We start from the raw sequence: 19,892 nt of genomic DNA on the forward strand, positions 1-19,892 counted from the left end.
CGGCGACCCATGGGGGAGGACCGGCGCGTGTGGCGCCGGCAGGAGAAGGAGCGACATGACCGACGCACAGCCCCGCGTGGCGATCGTGACGGGTGCAGCCCGCGGGATCGGGGCGGCCACGGCGCAGCGGCTGGCCGCGGACGGCTTCGCCGTCGCCGTGGTGGACCTGGACGAGGCGGCGGGCAAGAGCACCGTCGAGGCCATCGAGGCCGCCGGTGGACGGGCCCTGGCCGTCGGCGCGGACGTGAGCGACGCCGACCAGGTGACCGCCGCCGTGGACCGGATCGCAGCCGAGCTCGGCCCGCCCGTCGTCCTGGTGAACAACGCCGGCGTCCTGCGGGACAACATGCTGTTCAAGATGAGCGACAGCGACTGGGACATCGTCATGAACGTCCACCTGCGTGGGGCCTTCCTCATGACGCGCGCTGCCCAGAAGCACATGATCGACGCCAAGTGGGGCCGGATCGTCAACCTGTCGTCGACCTCGGCGCTGGGCAACCGCGGCCAGGCGAACTACTCCACGGCCAAGGCCGGGCTGCAGGGCTTCACCAAGACCCTCGCCATCGAGCTGGGCAAGTTCGGGGTCACCGCCAACGCGGTCGCGCCCGGCTTCATCCAGACCGAGATGACGAAGGCGACCGCCGAGCGCCTCGGCGTCGGATTCGACGACTTCATCCAGTACAACGCCTCGCAGATCCCGGTGGCCCGGGTCGGCCAGCCCGAGGACATCGCCCACCTGGTGTCGTTCTTCGTGAGCGAGGGTGCCGGCTTCGTGTCCGGTCAGGTCGTCTACGCCGCGGGCGGCCCGAGGGCCTGACGGGCCGACGCACATCACGCCGGTCGGCGGGCATCGCGCCCCGCCGGCCGGCGTTGTCGTGTCCGTGACCCGAACGCCGCTGCGCCTGGCCGTCCTCGGCGACTCCATCGCCTTCGGTACCGGGGCCGCCCGACCCGAGGACGGGCTCGGGCCTCGGCTGACCGCGGCGCTGCGCGCGGACGGCCACGACGTCGAGCTCACCGTGCGCGCGGTCCCCGGTGCGGTCTCCGCGGACCTCGGTGCCCAGGTCCGACGCGGCGGGCCCGCGCCGGACCTCGCGGTCGTCGTGGTCGGCGCCAACGACCTGGCCCGGCTGGTCCCGCCGGACCGCGCAGCCGCCGACCTGGCCGACGCCGTGCGGTCGCTGCGCGCCGGTGGCACCGACGTCGTCGTGGTCCCCGCGCCCGACATGTCGAGCATCCCGTTCGTCCCACCGGCGTTGCGCCCACTGGTGCGCGCCGCCTCCGCCGAGCTGCAGCGACGGCAGGAGGCAGTGGCCGGGGCAGCCGGAGCCCGTGTGGCCGCAGTGGCCGCGCATGTCGGCCGGTCGTTCGAGACCGATCCCGCGATGTTCGCCGCCGACCGGTTCCACCCGTCGTCGGCCGGCTATGCCGTCATCGCCGCCGCGGTCCTCCCGTTCGTGCGGGACGCCGCCCTGGCGCGCCGGGACGTCGTCGCCTGAGCGGCGGCCGCCCGAGCGCCGGCGGAGCCCACTGTCCCGGGTGGGCTCCGCCGGGGACCACCCGGTCTCAGTCGGAGGTCGGCGGCTCGTCCTTGCCGGCTTCCTCGAGCTCGTCGGCCTCCTCCTTGGTCGCGTGGACAGCGCCGTCGGCGTGCTCCGGAGGCCCGTACACCGTGTAGAGCACCAGCGGGTTGGGCCCGGTGTTGACGAAGTTGTGCTTCGTCCCGGCCGGGACGACGACCAGGTCGCCCTGGGCCACCTTCCTGGTCGCCCCGCCCACCCGCGCCTCGCCGGTGCCGGAGACGAAGGTCAGGATCTGGTCGATGTCCTCGTGGACCTCCTCGCCGATCTCCCCGTCCGGCGGGATGGTCATGATCACCAGCTGGGTCTTCTCGCCGGTCCACAGGACCCGGCGGAAGTCGGCGGACTTCTCGGCCTCGGTGGCGATGGTGTAGTGGATGACGGCCATCGACGGCTCCTCTCGTTGCGGTGGGCTCCTGACTGCCGCCCCGGAGCTCCGGTCCGGGCGGCGAACGCCCTGGTCCTGCCCGGTGCGCCCCCGGATTACTCGTGGGGAAGGACGGAGGTCACCGCGCCACGGCAGCTCGCTCGCCGCGGTCGGTGCCGCGGCAGTCGGCTCGACGTCGGTGACGGCATGGGCGCAGCCGCGACGGCCCGGACGGGGCGTGGTCAGCCGACGCGCAGGGCCCGATGCGCCCGCCACAGCCGCACCAGCCCGGTGGCGACGAGCGCGACACTCGCCCCGATCGCGGCACCGACCACCGTCAGCAGGGTGAGCCGGTCGGTCGCCACGAACAGCTCGACCGCGACCGCCTCCAGGGCGACGAAGCACCAGACGGCCACCCCGGCCACCCGGTCGGCTGCCGCGATGCCGGAGTACAGCAGGAGCTGGGCCAGCGCCAGGAAGGTGCCGAGCAGGGCGAAGACCCAGGTCGCGCCGCCGAGGGCGGCTCCGTACTCCGCCCCGCCCACCAGCGGCAGCGCGCGGGCGCCCAGCCCGGCGGTGGCTGCGGTGATGACGGCGCCGGTGCACGCGACGAGTGCGACCGCAGCGGGCAGCGCCCGCCGCCGCGACTGGGGGTCGGCCAGCCGGGGGAGCAGCACGACGCTGACGCCCTGCGGCAGCCAGAAGGCGACCTTGGTGAAGATCGAGGCCACGGCGTACTCCCCGGCCAGGTCCGCGGGGAGGTGGTGGCGGGCCAGCAGGACGTCGAGGTTGACCAGCAGGACCAGCCCCAGCAGTGCGCCGGATGCCCGGGCCGCGGCGCGGACGTGCGGGCTCACCCCTCGGGCCACGCCGGGCCGGCCGGTGACCAGCCAGCCCAGGACCGCGCTGGCAGTGCAGCCGAGGGCCATGCCGATCAGCGCCGACTCGGGAGTGCCGCCCACGAGGAGCCCGGTGATGCCGCCGCCGGTCTTGGCCACGCCGAACAGGCCGTGGACGATGGCCAGCCGGCCGTAGCGACCGGCGCCCTGCAGGAGGCCGTCGTATCCGCCGACCATCGTGTGCGGGACCAGGACGGCGACCAGCCAGAGGGCCGTCGAGGGACCGGCCAGGTGCAGCAGCGAGACGAGCGGGCCCACGGCCAGCAGGCCCACCACGCCGACGGCCACGGCCCCGGCCAGCACGGTGGTGTGCAGCCGGGCCATGACCAGGGGCTGATCGGCGGGGCGGCGCCCGAGCGTCAGAGCGGCAGCCGTCTGCAGGCCGGTCATCGGCACCACGCCGATGAACATGACGCCGAGCAGGGCGGCGAGCTCGCCGTAGGCCTCGGGTACGAGCAGGCGCGCCGCCATCACGGTGAAGACGTAGGCAAGGGCGTTGACGCCGAGCAGCGCCAGGGAGAGCAGCGCGGCCGGGACCGCGGTGTTCCCCCGTCTCGGGCCCGCCGCGGCGTGTCGTCCCCGGGCGGAGGAGACGGTCACCTGAGCGACGGGGACACCGGCACGCCCCGCGTCACCGGTCGGCAGTGCGCGCCGCCAGGGGGGGAACCGGTCGTGCCCAGGCGAGCACGCCGCCTCCGTCCGTCGGGCCTGCGGTGTCGCGGTCGCCCGGATGTCCAGGCGCTGCGACCTCCCCGGCGCCGACGCCGGCTGCGATGCGGTCCAGTGCGCGGACCAGGTCCTCCGGGCGCGACCCGGGAGGCGCACCGGCCGACGACTCGCGGACGCTGCGGGCGAGGAACGCGGCGAAGGAGGCGACCGAGGCAGGCCAGTCCAGGGAGGCGGTGTGGCGGGCGGCCGCGCGTCCCAGGGAGCGGCGTGCGTCCTCGTCCTCGATCAGGTGGGCCACGGCGTCGGTCATCTGGTCCAGGTCGTCCACGAGTACGCCGGTGACGCCGTCCACGATCGACTGCTGCAGGCCGCCGGCGGCGGTGTAGCCCACCGTGGGGACCTGGTGGCCGCCGGCTTCGTTGACCACGAGCCCCCAGCCCTCCTTGACCGAGGGGCACAGGTGGACCCACGCCGACGCGAGCAGCTCGTGCTTGGTCCGCTCGTCGACGAAGCCCGCGAACAGCACCCGATCGGCCACGCCGAGACGCTCGGCCTCGGCGCGCAGTCGCTCCTCCCACCAGCCGTCGCCCACGACGGTGAGCCGCATGTCCGGCCAGCGGTCGCCCAGTCGGGCGAGCACCTCCAGCGCGTGCTCGACCCGCTTGTGCGGCACCAGGCGACCGAGCGCGATCAGCTCCGGGGTGGCCGACCGCTGCGTCGTCACGGCGGGGAGGGGCTCGATGCCGACGGGGACGACGGTGATCCGGGAGGCGTCGATGCCGAGATCGACCAGCTCGGTCCGCGTCGCCTCTGACAATGTGACGTAACGGGTGCGGCGGTAGACCCACGGGGCGACGACCGACTCCAGCCACCAGCCGATCCGGCCGCCGATGCGACCGAACACGATCGGCCACTGCTCGCGGTGGACGTGGAACAGCGCGACGGCCACGGGGGAGCGGGTCACGAGCGTGCTGGCGAAGGGAACGCCGTTCTGCACGTCGACCACCAGCCGCGGGCGGGACCGCCGGACGAAGGCGAGTGCGCGGGCGTAGACGGTGAGCCGCCCGCCGCGCCGCATGATGCGCACGCCGTTGACCACCTCGTCGGCCGGTGCGCGGTCGTGGGCGGCGCAGAACATGGTCACCCGCAGCCCGGCAGCCGCCAGGCCCTCGGCGATCCGGTGCACGTACCGTTCGGATCCGCCGCCCTCCGGGTGACTGAGATCGCGCCAGTTCACGAACAGGACATCGATTTCCGGTAGTGGGGCGAACACCCGCGGGACAGTAGTACACCGCTGCTCGGCGAGCCGCCTGACAGACTGCGCCCTCCCACGAAGGTGTACAGCAGTGAATGGAGTGAAGAGGGATGAATCGGTCGGCCACCGTCGAGCGGTCGGTCACGCTGTTCCGGGCGTTCCGGAAGGAGCAGTCCGACCCCGAGCACTTCTACACGGTCCTCGCAGCCGACTCCGTCGACCAGCTCGCCCAGTGGGCGCGTCTGGACGGGGCGACGGTCCTGGACGTGGGCGGTGGTCCGGGGTACTTCGCCGACGCCTTCCGCGGTGCGGGGGCGAGGTACGTGGGGCTCGAGTACGACGCCAGCGAGATGGCCGCGCGGGGCGAACCCGAGCCGGGCACGGTGCGGGGCAGCGGCGAGGAGCTGCCGATCCGCGACGGCGCCGTGGACATCTGCTACTCGTCCAACGTCCTGGAGCACGTACGCCGACCCTGGGTGATGGCGGCTGAGATGGTCCGGGCGACGAAGCCGGGGGGCGTCATCTACCTCTCCTACACGCCGTGGCTGTCGCCGCACGGTGGACACGAGACGGCTCCGTGGCACTACCTGGGCGGGCATCGCGCCCGCCGGCGGTTCCACCGCCGTACCGGGGCCGAGGCGAAGAACCGCTTCGGGGAGTCGCTGTTCGCCGTGTCGGTGGGTGCCGGGGTGCGCTGGGCCCGGTCCTGTCCCGACGTCGAGGTGCTCGCGGTCCTGCCGAGGTATCACCCGTGGTGGGCGACCTGGGTCGTGCGGGTCCCCGGCTTGCGTGAGGTCGTGAGCTGGAACCTGCTCCTGGTGCTGAGGCGACGGTGAGAACCGGAGGCAGGAGGCCCTGACGTGGTGGTCGTGCTCGGTCGTCCGCCGCGGGCTCGCGGGGTGACCGGTTCACCCACCTGTTCGGGTGGATGCGCGCGCGAGCTGTCCCTGCGTTCCGCCGCGTGCTACGAAACGCTGTGACTGCGTCGCGGCCGGGGCAGGGATCCCTCGGCCGGCGACCACCGCGCACCGCGGTGACCGGAGCGTTCCGGGGGAGCGCCGATCGTCCCGACAAGGAGGGCCGCATGCGGGCACGTGCCGTCGGCTGGACGCTGGGCTGCATCGGGTCGGTCGCGCTCGCCGCCGCCGTCCTCGTGCCCGCCTCGTCCCCGGCGCGCGAGACCGAACTGCCGCTCGACGTGGCCTACCGGACCGAACTGCTCGGGGCCGACGTCACCTTCCTGGACCCGGCGACCCTCGTGCAGCGCACGGCCGAGGACGTGTCGGTGTCGGTCCGGGTCCGCGGGGACGAGGACTCCGGGGAGGCCGACGACGACACCGCGGTCTGGACGTACGACACGACGACCAGCGCCGCTGACGGAACGCTGATCTCGACGACGACGACGACCGCCTGCCTGGATCGTCGGACCGCCGAGGGGGTCGACTGCGCCGCGGAGTCGGTGGACGGCACCCCGATGGACGTCCGGGGACTGACGGTGACCTTCCCGGTCGCCGCGCCGGAAGAGGACCTGAGGCTCTGGAACGACACCGTCAGGGCGTCGCTCCCTGTGCGGTTCGTCGGCAGCGAGCGGTTCGCCGGCCTGGAGGTCCAGCGGTGGGAGCAGGTCGTCCCCGAGCGGGTGCTGAGGGCGGTCTCGGTGCCAGGAGCGCTGGTCGACTCGACCGCGCCGACGTCGCCTGCTGACGTCGTGTACAGCTCGACGAGGAGCCTGCTCGTGGAGCCGGTCAGCGGCATCGTCGTCTCGTCCGAGGAGGACACGCTCTCGGTCCTGCGCGCCCCGGACGGAACTCCTGGAGCGGTGCTGCTCGGTGGGGTGTTCACGGCGTCCGAGGAGAGCACCGACCGCGCCGTGGCCCGCGCGCGAGAGGTCATCGACCAGCAGGAGTCGCCCGGGCTCGTCTCCCCGTGGGGAGTCGGGGGCGCCGGGGTGGTCCTGCTGGGGCTCGGCGCCCTGCTCGTCGGGCGCAGCCGCCGCGGCGTACCTGCCGAGCAGACCGAGGACCAGGACGTCCGATCGCCCGTGCCGGCTGCCTGATCGCTCGGGCGGATCGTCGACATGGCAACCATCGCGCTCGGTGAGCGCACCGGTCCCGCGCTCCCGGACCCGGCCCGGCTCCGGGACACGGCGCCGCCCCGGCTGAGGCGGGTCCTCGCCCTGCCGGGCCGGTTCCGGGCAGCCCTCGTGTGCCTGGGCTTCGTGCTGCTGTCGGTCCTGCAGCGGCCGGGCGAGGTGGTGGGCGACACCAAGCTGGACCTGGCTGTCGACCCGCTCGGCTTCCTCGGCCGGGCCCTGTCGCTGTGGGAGCCGCAGGGCGCGGCAGGTCAGGTCCAGAACCAGGCGTACGGCTACTTCTTCCCGATGGGTCCCTTCTTCGCGCTGGGGCGGGTGCTGGGGCTGCCGCCGTGGCTGGTGCAGCGGTTGTGGCTGGCCCTGCTGCTCAGCGTCGCGTTCCTCGGTGTGGTGACCCTGGCCCGACGGCTGCGGATCGGCAGCCCGGCCACCGCACTGGTAGCCGGAATCGCCTATGCCCTGGCGCCGCGGATGATCACGTCGCTGGGTGCCAACTCGGTGGAGCTGGTCCCCATGGCGCTCGCGCCATGGGTGCTCGTGCCGCTCGCCGGGGTGGCAGGGCACGGGTCGGCCCGGCGGGCCGCGATGCGTTCGGGTCTGGTCGTGTTCTGCATCGGCGGGGTGAACGCGGTCGCGACGGCGGCCGCCCTGCCGCTGAGCGCCTTCTACCTCCTGACCCGCCCGCCCGGTCCGCTCCGCCGTCGGCTGATCGGCTGGTGGGTGCTGGCCGTGGGGCTGGCCACCGCGTGGTGGGCGGGGCCGCTGCTGCTGCTGAGCCGTTACAGCTCCCGCTTCCTGGACTACACCGAGACAGCGGCGGCGACGACCACGACCACCGACGTGCTGAGCGTGTTGCGCGGCACATCGCACTGGATCGCGCCGCTGATGTCCGGAGTCCAGGGGCCGGCCTGGCCGGCGGGATGGTCGCTGGTGAACGACGCGCTCCCCGCCGGGGCGACGGTGGTCCTCGCGGCGGCCGGTCTGGTCGCGTTCTGCCGTCGTGACCTGCCCGAGCGGCGCTGGCTGGTGGTGTCCGCCCTGATCGGGGTGGCCCTGGTGTCGATGGGGCACCTCGCCGCGGTCGACGGCCTGTGGGCCGGTCAGCTGTACGACGCCCTCGACGGGCCGCTCGCGCCCCTGCGGAACCTCCACAAGTTCGACCCGATGCTGCGGTTGGCGCTGGTGCTGGGGCTGGCGCACCTGGGTGCGGTCCTGGTCGCGCGCTCGCGGCGCGCGCGCCCGTCCGACCGGTCGGGTGCAGCCGGCCGGCGGCGACCCGCTGCAGCCTGGGCGTGCCGCGCCCTCCTGGCCGCCCTGACGATGGCCCTGGTCGCCACCGCGTCCCCGGCGCTGGCCGGACGGCTGGTGCCGCCGACCGGCTTCGAGGAGGTGCCCGCCCACTGGCAGCAGACGGCGGACTTCCTCGCGGCCCAGCAGCCGGACGGCAGGGCGCTGCTCGTGCCGGGGTCGTCGTTCGGCACCTATGCCTGGGGGACCACCGGCGACGAGCCGATGCAACCCCTGGCGCAGACGGCCTGGGACGTGCGCAACCAGATCCCTCTCACCCCGGAGGGACACATCCGCATGCTGGACACGGTCGAGGCGCAGCTGGCGCGCGGCGAGGGGTCCCCGGGTCTGGGTGCCTTCCTGGCCCGTGCCGGGTTCTCCCACGTCGTGCTCCGCAACGACCTGGACACGAGCGTGTCGGGCGTGACCCGGTCGATCCTCGTCCGCCAGGCGCTGGCGAACTCTCCCGGGATCACCCCGGTGGCCGAGTTCGGGCCGGTCCTGGATCAGGGCGCGGAGGAGGACGGGCTGGTGGTCGACGTCGGGTTGACCGAGCCGGCGCCCGCGATCCAGGTCTACGCCGTGGCCGGTGCGGCCCCGCCGGCCTGGACGGCGCCGCTGTCCTCGGCCGTGGGGGTCCACGGTGCCCCGGACGGCCTCCTCGCGCTGGAGGACCGCGGTCTGATCACCGACCAGCCCACCGTGACCGCCGGAGACGCGTCCGTGGACACGGTCATGGTCAGTGACGCGTGGGTCCGGCGGGAGCGCAACTTCGGTCGCATCGCCGATGCGACGTCGGCCGGACTGACCCCGACGGACCCCCTGCGGCTCGACTCCCCGGTCCGGGACTACACCGACCCCGACCTCGCCGGCGGCGAAGGAGCGGTCGCGTACATCAACGGCACGCCCAGCGCCTCCAGCTCGGCCTCGGATCCCGTCGGCTTCGGTGGGACCCGGCTCGACGCCGGGCCGATGTCGGCGGTGGACGGAGACCTGCTGACCGCCTGGCAGCCGGCCCCGTGGGTCGAGGACTCCGCGCCGCCGTGGTGGCGGCTCAGGACCGAGGAGCCGTTCTCCGCCTCGACCGTCGACGTCCGGCTCGGCGCGTTCCCGGGCCTCGAACGTCCGGAACGGCTGCGCCTGACGACGGACGCCGGAGAGGTCACCGTCCGGGTGGAAGACACAGGAGACACCCAGGTGCTGCCCCTCCCCGAGGGGTCCTCCAGCACCCTGACCATCACCGCGGTCGTCGAACCCGGCACCACGGGCGCCGGGTTCTCCCTCGCGGAGGTCGACCTCCCGGGCGTCGACGTGCAGCGGACGGTGGTCGTCCCGCGCGCCGACGAGCCGGTCCAGGCCTTCGCCTTCGATCTCGTGCCCGGGCGCTCCGGCTGCGTCGTCGACGCCGCCGGCGCACCCCGGTGTGCGGCCGCCCTCGTCCGCGCGGCGGAGGAGAGCCTCGTCCTGGACCGTACGTTCAACACCGTCGGAGCCGGCGACTACGGGCTCACCGCGACCGCGCTGCCCCGCCTCGGACCCGAGTTCGACGCCCTGCTGGCGTACGTGCGGGGCTTCCCGGCGGTCCTGGCCAGCAGCAGCGCGGTCAGCGACCCGCGGGGCAACGGGGCGGCTGCGATCGACGGCGACCCGTCGACGACGTGGGTGGCCTCCGGTGACGACCACAGCCCGACGCTGACCATCACCTTCGGCGAGGTCCGGTCGATCGACTCGGTGCGGGTCGTCACCTCCCCGGGCACGGCCGCGGCCGTGCCGAGCGCGGTGACCGTCGACGACGGCAGGGGCCTGCGGCGGACCATGCGGCTGGACGACGACGGCGTCGTCCGCTTCCCTCCCGTGACCACCGATCGGCTGTCCGTGACGTTCAGGCTGGCCGACGCGCTGGAGTCCGTGGACCCGCAGACCCTCTGGCGCCAGCCGCTGGGTGTCGGCGTCAGCGAGCTGGAGGTGGGCGGTCCCAACCGGGTGACACCGCCCGAGACCCCGGTGAGCCTGCCCTGCGGGTCGGGCCCGGACGTGTACGTCGACGGCGTGGTGCTGCTGAAGACCACGGCGACGACAACCCTGGGCGCGCTGTCGACGGGCCAGCCGATCCCGCTCGAGTTCTGCTCCGGCGCTCCCGAGCTGGCCTTCGACGGGGGGGAGCACCGTGTGCGCGTGGAGGCCGGCCGCCTGCTCACCCCGGAGTCGATCACCTTCACCCGCGAGGGTGCCTCGACGGACGCCCCCGCCGGAGGCCGCACGCCGGTGGAACGGAGTCGCTGGGACGCCGAGCACCGCACGGTCGAGGTCGGCGCCCGGAGCGAACCGACGCTGCTGGTGGTCCCAGAGAACGTCAACCCCGGTTGGGTGGCGCGGCTGGACGGGCAGGCGCTGGAGACGGTGACGGTCGACGGCTGGCAGCAGGGCTACGTGCTGCCGGCCGGACCGGCGGGCACCGTCCGGCTGGACTTCGCCCCGGCCACCCAGTACCGGCTGGCCCTCGCCGGCGGCGGCGGTGCGGTGCTGCTGCTCGCCCTGGCGTCCGTTCTCCCCGCCCGCCCCGGGAGGACCGCACCGGGCGGGCGGGGTCGGTCCAGTGCCTCGCCGGCCCTGGCGGAGGCCGGCTTCGTCGTCGTGCTCACCTTCGCGATGGCGGCCATCGGGGGCGGCGTCGGGGTGGCAGCGATGGCGCTGTTCTGGCTGGTGGGCCGGTGCGTGGGCACCTGGCGTCCGGCGGTCCTCGGGGCCTCGGCCGCGATGGCGCTGCTCGCCTCGGGCGTGCTGCTGCTGGCCGTACCCGAGGGCACGGGCACCGCCCGGCAGGTGCTCGCGGTCTCGGCGCTGGCCGCGGTCGCCGCGGCCGCGCTCCCGGCCCACGGACCCCGGCTCCGGCGGAGGACCCGCACCGGGACACCCGCCGCGGGATAGCCCGACCGCAGGGGCGCGTCAGCATCGTCGGCGGCCGGAGCCGGGGTATCGTCGCCCGGGTTGTGGCGCATGCGCCGTCGTGTCGAGGAGGGGCTGCATGCGGGCACACGTCGTCGGGTCGGGGGGTGGCCACGTCACGGTGACCGTCGCGGAGGTCGGGCCCACCCGGGTGCTCCTCGCGACCGCCTGACCCGAGACGACGACATGGCGACGATCGTCACCGACCAGCGCACCGTGGCCCCGGCGGAGCCCGTCACGGCGGCTCGTCCGCGGGTGCCTCTGAGAACCCGCGCGGCCGAGTTGCTCGTGCGCGGCCGGCTCGCCGTCGTCTGCCTCGGGTTCGTCGTCCTGTCGCTGGTGCAGCAACCGGGGCGGCTCCTGGGCGACACCAAGATCGACCTGCTCGTCGACCCGGTCGGGTTCCTGGGCCGGGCGCTGACCCTGTGGGAGCCGCTGGGCTCGGCCGGGCAGGTGCAGAACCAGGCCTACGGCTACTTCTTCCCCATGGGCCCGTTCTTCGCCCTGGGCGACCTGGTCGGGCTGCCGATGTGGATCGTGCAGCGGCTCTGGTGGGCCGGGCTCATGAGCGTGGCCTTCCTCGGAGTGGTGGCCCTGGCGCGGCGGCTGCGGATCGGCACACCGGGCACCGCGCTGTTCGCCGGCCTGGCCTACGCCCTGGCGCCGCGCATCGTGTCCGAGATCGGCCAGACCTCGTCCGAGCTGATCCCCATGGCCCTGGCGCCGTGGGTGCTCGTCCCGCTGGCCGGTCTGGCGCAGGACGGGAGTGCACGGCCCGGGCAGGTGCGACGGGCCGCGCTGCTGTCGGGCGTGGCGGTGTTCTGCGTCGGCGGGATCAACGCGGTCGCCACGGCCGCGGTCCTGCCACTGGCCGTGCTCTTCCTCCTCACCCGCCCGGCCGGCCCGCTGCGCCGCCGGCTGGTCGCCTGGTGGCTGGTCGCCCTCGGCCTGGCCACCGCCTGGTGGGCCGGACCGCTGCTGCTGCTGGGCCGCTACAGCCCGCCGTTCCTCTACTACATCGAGAACGCCCAGGCGACGACCGGCCCGAACGAGGTCCTGGGCGTGCTGCGCGGCACGTCGCACTGGATCGCCGAGATGGCCAACCCGTACGGCCCCGCCTGGCCGTCGGGATGGGCGCTGGTCCACCACGTGCTCCCCGTCGCCGGCACCGTCGTCCTCGCCGCGGCCGCGATCGCCGGGCTGTGCCGCCGCGACCTGCCCGAACGCCGCTGGCTGGTCCTGGGACTGCTGGCCGGGGTCGGCCTGGTGTCGCTCGGGCACCTCGCCGCCGTCGACGGGCTGTGGGCCGGCCCGCTGCACGACGCCCTCGACGGCGCGCTGGCCCCGCTGCGCAACGTGCACAAGTTCGAGCCGGTGGTGCGGCTGCCCCTCGTCCTCGGGCTGGCCCACCTGGGCGGGGTCCTCGTGCTCCGCGCCCGCCGCCTCCGGCAGGTCCCCCCGGTACGGCACCCCGCCCGGCCCGCGCCCGCCCGGGCGGCCTGGTCCCGGCTGGCCCGGGGAGGCTCCCGGCTCGTCCTCGCCGCCGTCGTCGCCGCGCTGGTCGCCACCGTCTCCCCGGCGCTGGCCGGCCGGCTGGCGCCGCCCACCGGCTTCACCGAGGTCCCCGGGTACTGGGCGGAGACGGCCGACTACCTCGCCGCCCAGCAGGACAGCGGCCGCGCACTGCTGGTGCCGGGTTCCTCCTTCGGCACCTACGAGTGGGGCAACCCCAACGACGAGGTCCTCCAGCCGCTGGCCGACTCGCCGTGGGACGTCCGGAGCGCCATCCCGCTCAGCCCCGAGGGGCACATCCGGGTGCTCGACGCCATCGAGGAGCGGCTGGCGATGGGCGAGGGCTCCGAGGGCCTGACCCGGTTCCTCGCCCGCGCCGGCATCTCCCACCTGGTGCTGCGCAACGACCTCGACACCGGGCAGGGCCGCTCGACCCGGGCGATCCTCGTCCGCCAGGCGCTGGCCACCTCACCGGGCATCGCCCTGGCGGCCACCTTCGGCCCGGTCGGCGCCAGCGAGGACGTGCCCGAGGGCCTGGTGTCCGACGCGGGCCTGGACGAGCCCGCCCCCGCCATCGAGGTCTACCGCGTCGCCGACACCGTGCCGCTCGCGTCGACCGCGCCGCTGGCCGACGCCGTGACCGTGCACGGCGGCCCCGAGGCGGTGCTGGCGCTCGAGGAGCGGGGCCTGATCACCGGCCGACCGACGCTCATGGCCGGCAGCCCCCAGGCCACCGGCACGCCGATGGTCACCGACGCGCTGGTCCGCCGGGAGCGCAACTTCGGCCGGCTCGACGGCGCCACCTCCGGAGCGCTCAGCCTGGAGGACCCGCTCCGGCTGGAGACCCCGGTCCGTGACTACGTCGTCCCCGACGCCGCCCTCGCCGAGAGCGTCGTCCACTACATCGGCGCCGCGCCGTCGGCGTCGAGTTCGGCGTCGGACCCGAGCGGCTTCGTGGCCACCCGCCTGGACAGCCAGCCCTACTCCGCCGTCGACGGCGACCCCACCACGGCCTGGCGGCCGGCGCCCTGGGACGAGTCGGGCGAGGCGCCGTGGTGGCGGGTCACCACCGACCAGCAGGTCCTGGCCTCCACCGTCGTGGTCGCGCTCGGGCAGGAGCCCGGTGTCCCCCGGCCCACCGAGCTTCGCCTGATCACCGACGCGGGGGAGGCCGTCGTCCCGGTCGTCGACACCGGCGACGAGCAGGTCCTCCCGCTCCCGTCCGGCCCCACCTCCAGCCTCACCATCGAGGCCACGAGCGCCGCGGACACCCGGGCGCTGGCCCTGGCCAACGTCCGGCTCCCCGGCGTGGACGTGCAGCGCTCGGTCATGGTGCCGCGCGCGGGGTCCCCGGTGTCGGTCTACGCCTTCGAGGCCCAGCGCGGCCGCGCCGGCTGCGTCGTCGACGCCTCGAGCGCCCCCCGGTGCTCGGGTGCGCTGCTCACCGGCGCCGAGGAGCCGGTGCTCATGGACCGCACCTTCTGGGTCGAGGAGTGGGCCGACTACGACGTCCGGTCGACCGGGGTGGCCCGCCCGGGCGCGGCTCTCGACGAGCTCCTGACCTCGCTGCGCGGCACGATCCCGGTCACGGCGAGCAGCTCGGCGGTCGGCGACCCGCGCGGCAGCGCCGTGGCGGCGCTGGACGGCGACCCGACGACCACCTGGATCGCGGCCGGCGAGGACCGGCGCCCCTCCCTGACCCTGACCTTCCCCCGGCCCCGGTCGGTCGACTCCCTGCGGGTGGTCACCTCCGACGGCGTCGTCGCCGCCCGCCCGGGCGCGGTCACGATCGACGACGGCGGCGGGCTGGCCCGCACCGTCCGCCTGGCCGCGGACGGCACCGCGCGCTTCGCGCCCGTCGTCACCGACCGGCTGACCGTCACCTTCGACCTGGCCGACGACGTGCGGTCGCTGGACCCGCTGACCCGCTGGGAGCAGACGGTCGGCGTGGGCGTCAGCGAGCTGGAGGTCGGCGGCCCCAACCCGGTCACCGACCCGGCGACGCCGGTGTTCCTGCCCTGCGGGACCGGCCCGACCGTCCGGATGGACGCCGCGATCATCGGCACCGAGGTCCGCACCACCGTGGGCGAGCTGCTGGCCGGCACACCGGTGACCGTCAAGCCGTGCGACGCGATCCCGGCCCTCCGGCTGCCCGCCGGCGAGCACCGGGTGGTCGCGCGCAGCACCGACACCATCGCCGTCGACACGGTCACGCTCAGCCGCTTCGGGCGGGCGATCAAGGAGGCCGCGGGGGTGCGCACCCCCGCCGAGGTCACCCGCTGGGACGCCGAGCACCGCACCCTCCAGGTGGCCGCGCGCGAGGAGCCCACGCTGCTCGTCGTCCCGGAGAACCCCAACCCCGGCTGGACGGCGCAGCTGGACGGCGAGGAGCTGGAGGCGGTCACCGTCGACGGGTGGCAGCAGGGCTACGTCCTGCCGGCCGGTCCGGCCGGGACCGTCCGGCTCGACTTCCCGCCGGGGGCGGAGTACCGGGAGGTGCTGGCCATCGGTGCCGGTGCCGTGGTCGTGCTCGCCGTCCTCACCGCCCTGCCCACGCGCCGGCCGGGGCGGATCGGCCCGCGCCGCCGGGCGGGACGGCTGCCCGGCGTGCTGGCCGGCGCCGCCCTCGTCGCCGCCGCCGGGCTGGGCACGGCCCTGGTCGGCGGGGGAGTCGCGCTGGCCGCGCTGGCCGTGTTCTGGGCGGTCTCCCAGCTGGCCGGAGCCCGGCGGTCGGCGGTCCTCGGCACGGTCGCCGTCGGCGGGCTGCTCGTCGCCGGCGCGCTCCTGCTGGCCGGTCCGGAGACGACCGAGGACGTGCGGCAGGTGGCCGCGGTGCTCGGGCTGACCGCGGTCGTGGCCGGGGTCCTGCCGGTGCTGCCGGGGCAGCCGTGGCGCAGGCGCACCTCCGGCGGGGGCGCGGTCCCGCGCGCCGCCGGCAGCGCCCCGTGATCGGGCACCATGGACGTGTGCGCCGCCCCCTCGTCCTCCTGCCCCTGGTCGGGCTGCTGCTGACCGGTTGCCTGCGGCTGGAGGCCCCCGAGGCCGACGCGGTCGCGGGGGAGCCGTCCGCCACGCTGCTCCCGGTCTCCCCGGGGGCCTCGGTGGGCACCGAGCGGCTGGAGCCGGCGTGCCCGGACCCCGAGCCCGGCGCGGTCCTGACCGCCGACGACTACAACGAGGCGTTCGAGGAGCTGGACCTGCCGTACTGGCAGTCCGCGGACGTCGGGGCCAGCGCCATGCTCAGCGACGGACGCGTCCTCTGGATGTGGGGTGACACCATCCGCGAGGCGGAGGTGGAGCCGGAGATGCCGCGCATGGTGGACAACTCCATGCTCGTCACCTCCGGCACCTGCGTGTCCCAGGTCGTGAACGCCGAACACGGGCCGGCGCTGCCGCGCGACCCCAACGAGCTGTCGATCTGGCCGATGTCCGTGGTGCGCACCGATCCCGGGCCCGAGGCCGCCGCGGACGTCACCGACGTCGTCGTCGTCTACTGCTCGCGGGTGCAGCGCGGCGACCGCATGTGGGACTTCATCGTCCGCGGGACGACGGTGGCGGTCTACACCGTCGGCGCCGACGGCGTGCCGCGGCTGTCCGAGGCCGCCCAGCTGACCCCCGACGACCCGAACCTCGGGGCCATCCACTGGGGCGCGGCCGCGGCGCTCGACGGGGACTGGCTCTACGTCTACGGCTCCCGCAACACCGGGCAGGCGTACACCTACGGCCACGAGGTGTACGCGGCGCGGCTGCCGGCCGACCGGCCGACGGACCCCACCGCCATGCAGTTCTGGGACGGTCGGAGCTGGCAGGCCGACCGCTCCCGTGTCGTGCCGGTCATCGGTGCGGCCGAGGGGGTGGCGCAGACCCTCTCCGTGGACCGGGTGGACGGCACGTGGGTCGCCTACTCCAAGCTCGGCGGCGACCTCGCCGACGAGGCGGCGACCTGGACGTCGGACTCGCCGACCGGCCCGTTCGTGGTCCAGCCGGTCCTGCCCTCGCCGGCCGGGCAGGACACCGGGTACATCCAGTACACGCCGCTGGCCCACCCCGAGATCCCGACCACGCCCGGACGGATGGTGGTCTCGGTGTCCCGCAACGTCGACGACTACGACCTCCTGCTGGCGCGACCCCAGCTGGGCCGGCCGCTGTTCTCCGAGATCCCCCGGCCCGCCGCCGGAGCCTGAGACCCGCGCCGAGCCGGCCCCCGGTGGGCAGCATCACGCCCGTGCGCGGAAGATCGGCGGCGTGCGGAGCGTCCTCCCGGGGGTGACCCGGTCGCCCGCCCTGCGCGCCCACGGCGTCTGGCTGGTGGCGCTCGCCTCCTACGTGATGGCGGTGTTCCACCGGGCCTCCCTCGGCGTGGCCGGGCCCGAGGCCCAGGAGCGGTTCTCCGCCGGCGCGTCGGCGGTCTCGCTGTTCCTGGTCCTGCAGCTGGCGGTCTACGCCGGAATGCAGGTCCCGGTCGGCGTCGCCCTGGACCGCTTCGGCTCACGGCGGCTGATCGTCGCCGGCGGGCTGACCATGGCCGCGGGCCAGCTGCTGCTCGCCGTCGCGACCGACGTGCCCACCGCGATCGCCGCCCGCGTCCTCGTCGGGGCCGGCGACGCGATGACCTTCATCAGCGTGCTCCGCATCATCGGCGCCTGGTTCCCGGGCGGCACCGTCCCCGTGATCACCCAGCTGACCGGCATCCTCGGCCAGCTCGGTCAGGTGATCGCCGCGTCCCCGCTGGTGGCGCTGCTGCACGGCGCCGGCTGGCGGAACACCTTCCTCGGGGCCGCCGCGGTGGGCGTGCTGGTGACGGTGCTGGTCCTGGCGACGCTGCGGGACGCGCCCGCGGGAGTCGTCCGGCCCGCGCCCCCGGACCTGGCCGCCGTCCGGGAGGGGCTGGTCGCCACCTGGCGGGAGTCGGGCACCCGGATCGGCCTGTACACCCACCTGGTCACCCAGTTCTCGGGCACGGTCTTCGCCCTGCTGTGGGGGTTCCCGTTCCTCACCCGGGCCGAGGGCCTCTCCCCGGGGACGGCGGCGGCGCTGCTCACGCTGCTGGTGCTCGTCGGCATGGTCGTCGGCCCGGTGCTCGGCCGGCTCTGCGGCCGGTGGCCGCTGCGCCGCTCGGTGCTGGTGTTCGGCATCCTCGTCGCCACCGTCGTCGTCTGGACCGTCGTCCTGCTGTGGCCCGGCCGGGTCCCGCTGCCGCTGCTCGTCGTCCTCGTGGTGGTGCTCGGCACCAACGGCCCCGGGTCGATGATCGGGTTCGACTACGCGCGGACCACCAACCCGGCCGAGCGCCAGGGCAGCGCCAGCGGGGTGGTCAACGTCGGCGGGTTCGTCGCCTCCCTGCTGACGATCCTGGCCATCGGCGCCGTCCTGGACCTGCTGACCCCGGGTGCCTCGACCGCCTACGACCGCGACGCCTTCCGGGCCGCGTTCGCCGTCCAGTACGTGCTCTGGGCGATCGGCACCGTCGGGGTCCTCCGCCACCGCCGGCTGCTGCGCGCCCGGCTCGCCGAGGACGGGGTCGTGCTGATCCCGCTGCACGTCGCGGTGGTCGCCCGGCTGCGCGGGAGCTCCCCCCGGCGCTGACCCGGTCGCGCCGCGGCGCCCCTACCTCCATGATCACCGGGAGGGCGGGAGGAGCCGGCGTGGACGTGGTGGTCGGACTCGATGCCGGCACGACGGCGACCAAGGCCGTGACGGCCGGCACCGACGCGCGCGTCCGGGACCTGGTCAGCGTGGGCTACCCGCTGCAGGTGCCGGCGCCCGGCCGGGCCGAGCTGGACGCCGGCCGGTTGACCGCAGCCGCGGTCGAGGCGCTGGCCGGGATCGCCCGCGCGGCCCGCGACCGCGGTGACCGGGTCGTCGCGGTCAGCCTGAGCGCGGCCATGCACGGCCTGGTCCCCATGGGCGAGGACGGCGTCCCCCTCGGGCCGGTGGTGACCTGGGCCGACGACCGCGCTGCCCGGTGGGCCGCCGCGCTGGTCGCCGACGGGCGCGCGGCCGGCCTGCACGAGCGCACCGGGACGCCCGTCCACCCGATGTCCCCGCTCGTCAAGCTCTCCTGGGAGCGGGCGCAGGACCCCGACCGCGTCGACCGGGTGCCGCGCTGGGGCGGGGTCAAGGAGCTGCTCGTCGCGGCGCTGTGCGGCGGCGGGCACCGCGTGGACCGCTCCTGCGCCTCGGCCACCGGGCTGTACGACGTGCGGGCGGGTCACTGGGACGCCGAGGCGCTGGGCATCGCCGGGGTCCGGCCCGGGCAGCTGGGCGAGGTCCTGCCGACGACGGCGGTGCTGCCCGCTCTGCGTCCCGAGGTCGCCGCGGCGACGGGCCTGCCGCCGGGGACGCCGCTGGTGATCGGGGCGTCCGACGGCGTGCTGGCGAACCTCGGCGTCGGCGCGGTGCGCCCCGACGTCGCGGCGGTGTCGCTGGGCACGAGCGGAGCGCTGCGGGTCGTCGTCCCCGCGCCGGTCGTGGACCCGGCTCACCGGCTGTTCTGCTACGCGCTCACCGACGACGCCTGGGTGGTGGGCGGCGCGGTCAACAACGGCGGATCGGTCGTGCGCTGGGCGGCCCGGGCGCTCGCCGCCGCCGACGGTCCCGAGCCGGAGGGCGAGGCCGCCGACGAGCTCGACGCCCGCCTGCTCGAGGAGGCCGCCGGCGTGCCCGCGGGCAGCGCCGGCCTGCTGTGCCTGCCCTACCTGCTGGGGGAGCGGGCCCCCTGGTGGCGCTCCGGCCTGCGCGGGGCCTACGTCGGGCTCCGCCGCGAGCACCGCCGGCCGCACCTGGTCCGGTCCGCGGTCGAGGGGGTGTGCCAGCAGCTGGCCCTGGTGCGGGACGCCTTCGCCGCCGCGCAGCTGCCCGTCCGCGAGGTGCGGGCGACCGGCGGCGCCGTCGCCTCGCCCCTGTGGGTGGGCACCCTGGCCGCCGCCCTGGACCTGCCGGTGCGCGTCGCCGACTCGCCGGAGGGCACCGCGCTCGGCGCCTGCCTGCTGGGCTGGCACGCCCTCGGCGCGCTGCCGGACCTGGACGCGGCGACGGCGCTGGTCGACGTCTCGGACCCGGTGGAGCCCGATCCGGCCGACGCGGCCCTCTACGCCCGGCTGCGGCCGCTGGTGGAGCGCTCCACCGGTGCCCTGACCGACGTCCTCACCGAGCTCGACGCGCTCGACGACACCCCGTCCCGCCCCGCCGGACGACCCGTCTGAGCCGGACCGGGACGGTCACGGAGACCCTGCTCGGCACGATCGGCTTCGTGCCGGCGCTGGTCCTCAGCCTGCTCCTCCGA

12 protein-coding genes are annotated in these 19,892 nt (G+C 75.4%); 9 read left to right on the forward strand and 3 right to left on the reverse strand.

Annotation, left to right across the window (positions count from 1 at the left end; all coding sequences use genetic code 11):
• Window positions 1–55 precede the first annotated feature (55 nt).
• Both fabG and DQ240_RS01400 read left to right on the forward strand, forming a co-directional pair.
• Window positions 56–817 (forward strand): 3-oxoacyl-ACP reductase FabG, encoded by a 762-nt coding sequence (gene fabG / locus DQ240_RS01395; protein WP_113837828.1) that lies wholly within the window; start codon window positions 56–58, stop codon window positions 815–817.
• Between the two features lie 58 nt (window positions 818–875).
• Window positions 876–1,499 carry an SGNH/GDSL hydrolase family protein gene (locus tag DQ240_RS01400; protein ID WP_233498400.1) on the forward strand — a complete coding sequence of 208 codons (624 nt, stop codon included), beginning with the start codon at window positions 876–878 and terminating at the stop codon, window positions 1,497–1,499.
• A 67-nt stretch (window positions 1,500–1,566) separates the two neighbouring features.
• On the opposite strand, the gene DQ240_RS01405 is transcribed toward DQ240_RS01400, so the two are convergent.
• The 3 genes from DQ240_RS01405 to DQ240_RS01415 form a co-directional block, all read right to left on the reverse strand.
• Window positions 1,567–1,968 carry a cupin domain-containing protein gene (locus tag DQ240_RS01405; protein ID WP_113837829.1) on the reverse strand — a complete coding sequence of 134 codons (402 nt, stop codon included), beginning with the start codon at window positions 1,966–1,968 and terminating at the stop codon, window positions 1,567–1,569.
• A 221-nt stretch (window positions 1,969–2,189) separates the two neighbouring features.
• A complete protein-coding gene (locus DQ240_RS01410; RefSeq protein ID WP_113837830.1) occupies window positions 2,190–3,446 on the reverse strand; it encodes a polysaccharide biosynthesis protein in 1,257 nt (418 codons plus the stop codon).
• 31 nt (window positions 3,447–3,477) lie between these two features.
• Complete coding sequence (locus DQ240_RS01415; RefSeq protein ID WP_369831991.1) at window positions 3,478–4,788, reverse strand: glycosyltransferase family 4 protein; 1,311 nt, start codon at window positions 4,786–4,788, stop codon at window positions 3,478–3,480.
• A 92-nt stretch (window positions 4,789–4,880) separates the two neighbouring features.
• Between DQ240_RS01415 and DQ240_RS01420 the strand changes: the two genes are divergently transcribed.
• The 7 genes from DQ240_RS01420 to DQ240_RS01450 all read left to right on the forward strand — a co-directional run bounded on the left by DQ240_RS01420 (window position 4,881) and on the right by DQ240_RS01450 (window position 19,812).
• Window positions 4,881–5,606 carry a bifunctional 2-polyprenyl-6-hydroxyphenol methylase/3-demethylubiquinol 3-O-methyltransferase UbiG gene (locus DQ240_RS01420; protein ID WP_113837831.1) on the forward strand — a complete coding sequence of 242 codons (726 nt, stop codon included), beginning with the start codon at window positions 4,881–4,883 and terminating at the stop codon, window positions 5,604–5,606.
• Between the two features lie 248 nt (window positions 5,607–5,854).
• Window positions 5,855–6,826, forward strand: a complete 972-nt coding sequence (locus DQ240_RS01425) for a porin PorA family protein (protein WP_158548474.1) — start codon at window positions 5,855–5,857, stop codon at window positions 6,824–6,826.
• A 21-nt stretch (window positions 6,827–6,847) separates the two neighbouring features.
• Window positions 6,848–11,077 (forward strand): alpha-(1->3)-arabinofuranosyltransferase family protein, encoded by a 4,230-nt coding sequence (locus tag DQ240_RS01430; RefSeq protein WP_113837833.1) that lies wholly within the window; start codon window positions 6,848–6,850, stop codon window positions 11,075–11,077.
• A gap of 273 nt (window positions 11,078–11,350) precedes the next feature.
• The gene (locus DQ240_RS01435; protein ID WP_158548476.1) at window positions 11,351–15,556 is read left to right on the forward strand and encodes an alpha-(1->3)-arabinofuranosyltransferase; all 4,206 of its coding nucleotides are present in this window, start codon (window positions 11,351–11,353) and stop codon (window positions 15,554–15,556) included.
• 17 nt (window positions 15,557–15,573) lie between these two features.
• Entirely contained in the window at window positions 15,574–16,791 is a 1,218-nt protein-coding gene (locus DQ240_RS01440) for a DUF4185 domain-containing protein (protein WP_147261919.1), read from the forward strand.
• A gap of 61 nt (window positions 16,792–16,852) precedes the next feature.
• A complete protein-coding gene (locus DQ240_RS01445; protein ID WP_233498401.1) occupies window positions 16,853–18,193 on the forward strand; it encodes a nitrate/nitrite transporter in 1,341 nt (446 codons plus the stop codon).
• Window positions 18,194–18,252: 59 nt separating this feature from the next.
• On the forward strand, window positions 18,253–19,812 hold the full coding sequence (locus DQ240_RS01450; protein ID WP_113837836.1) for a gluconokinase: 1,560 nt from the start codon (window positions 18,253–18,255) through the stop codon (window positions 19,810–19,812).
• Window positions 19,813–19,892: the final 80 nt, after the last annotated feature.

This window comes from Blastococcus sp. TF02A-26, from assembly GCF_003319125.1.
In the GTDB taxonomy this organism is placed as follows: Bacteria; Actinomycetota; Actinomycetes; order Mycobacteriales; family Geodermatophilaceae; genus Trujillonella.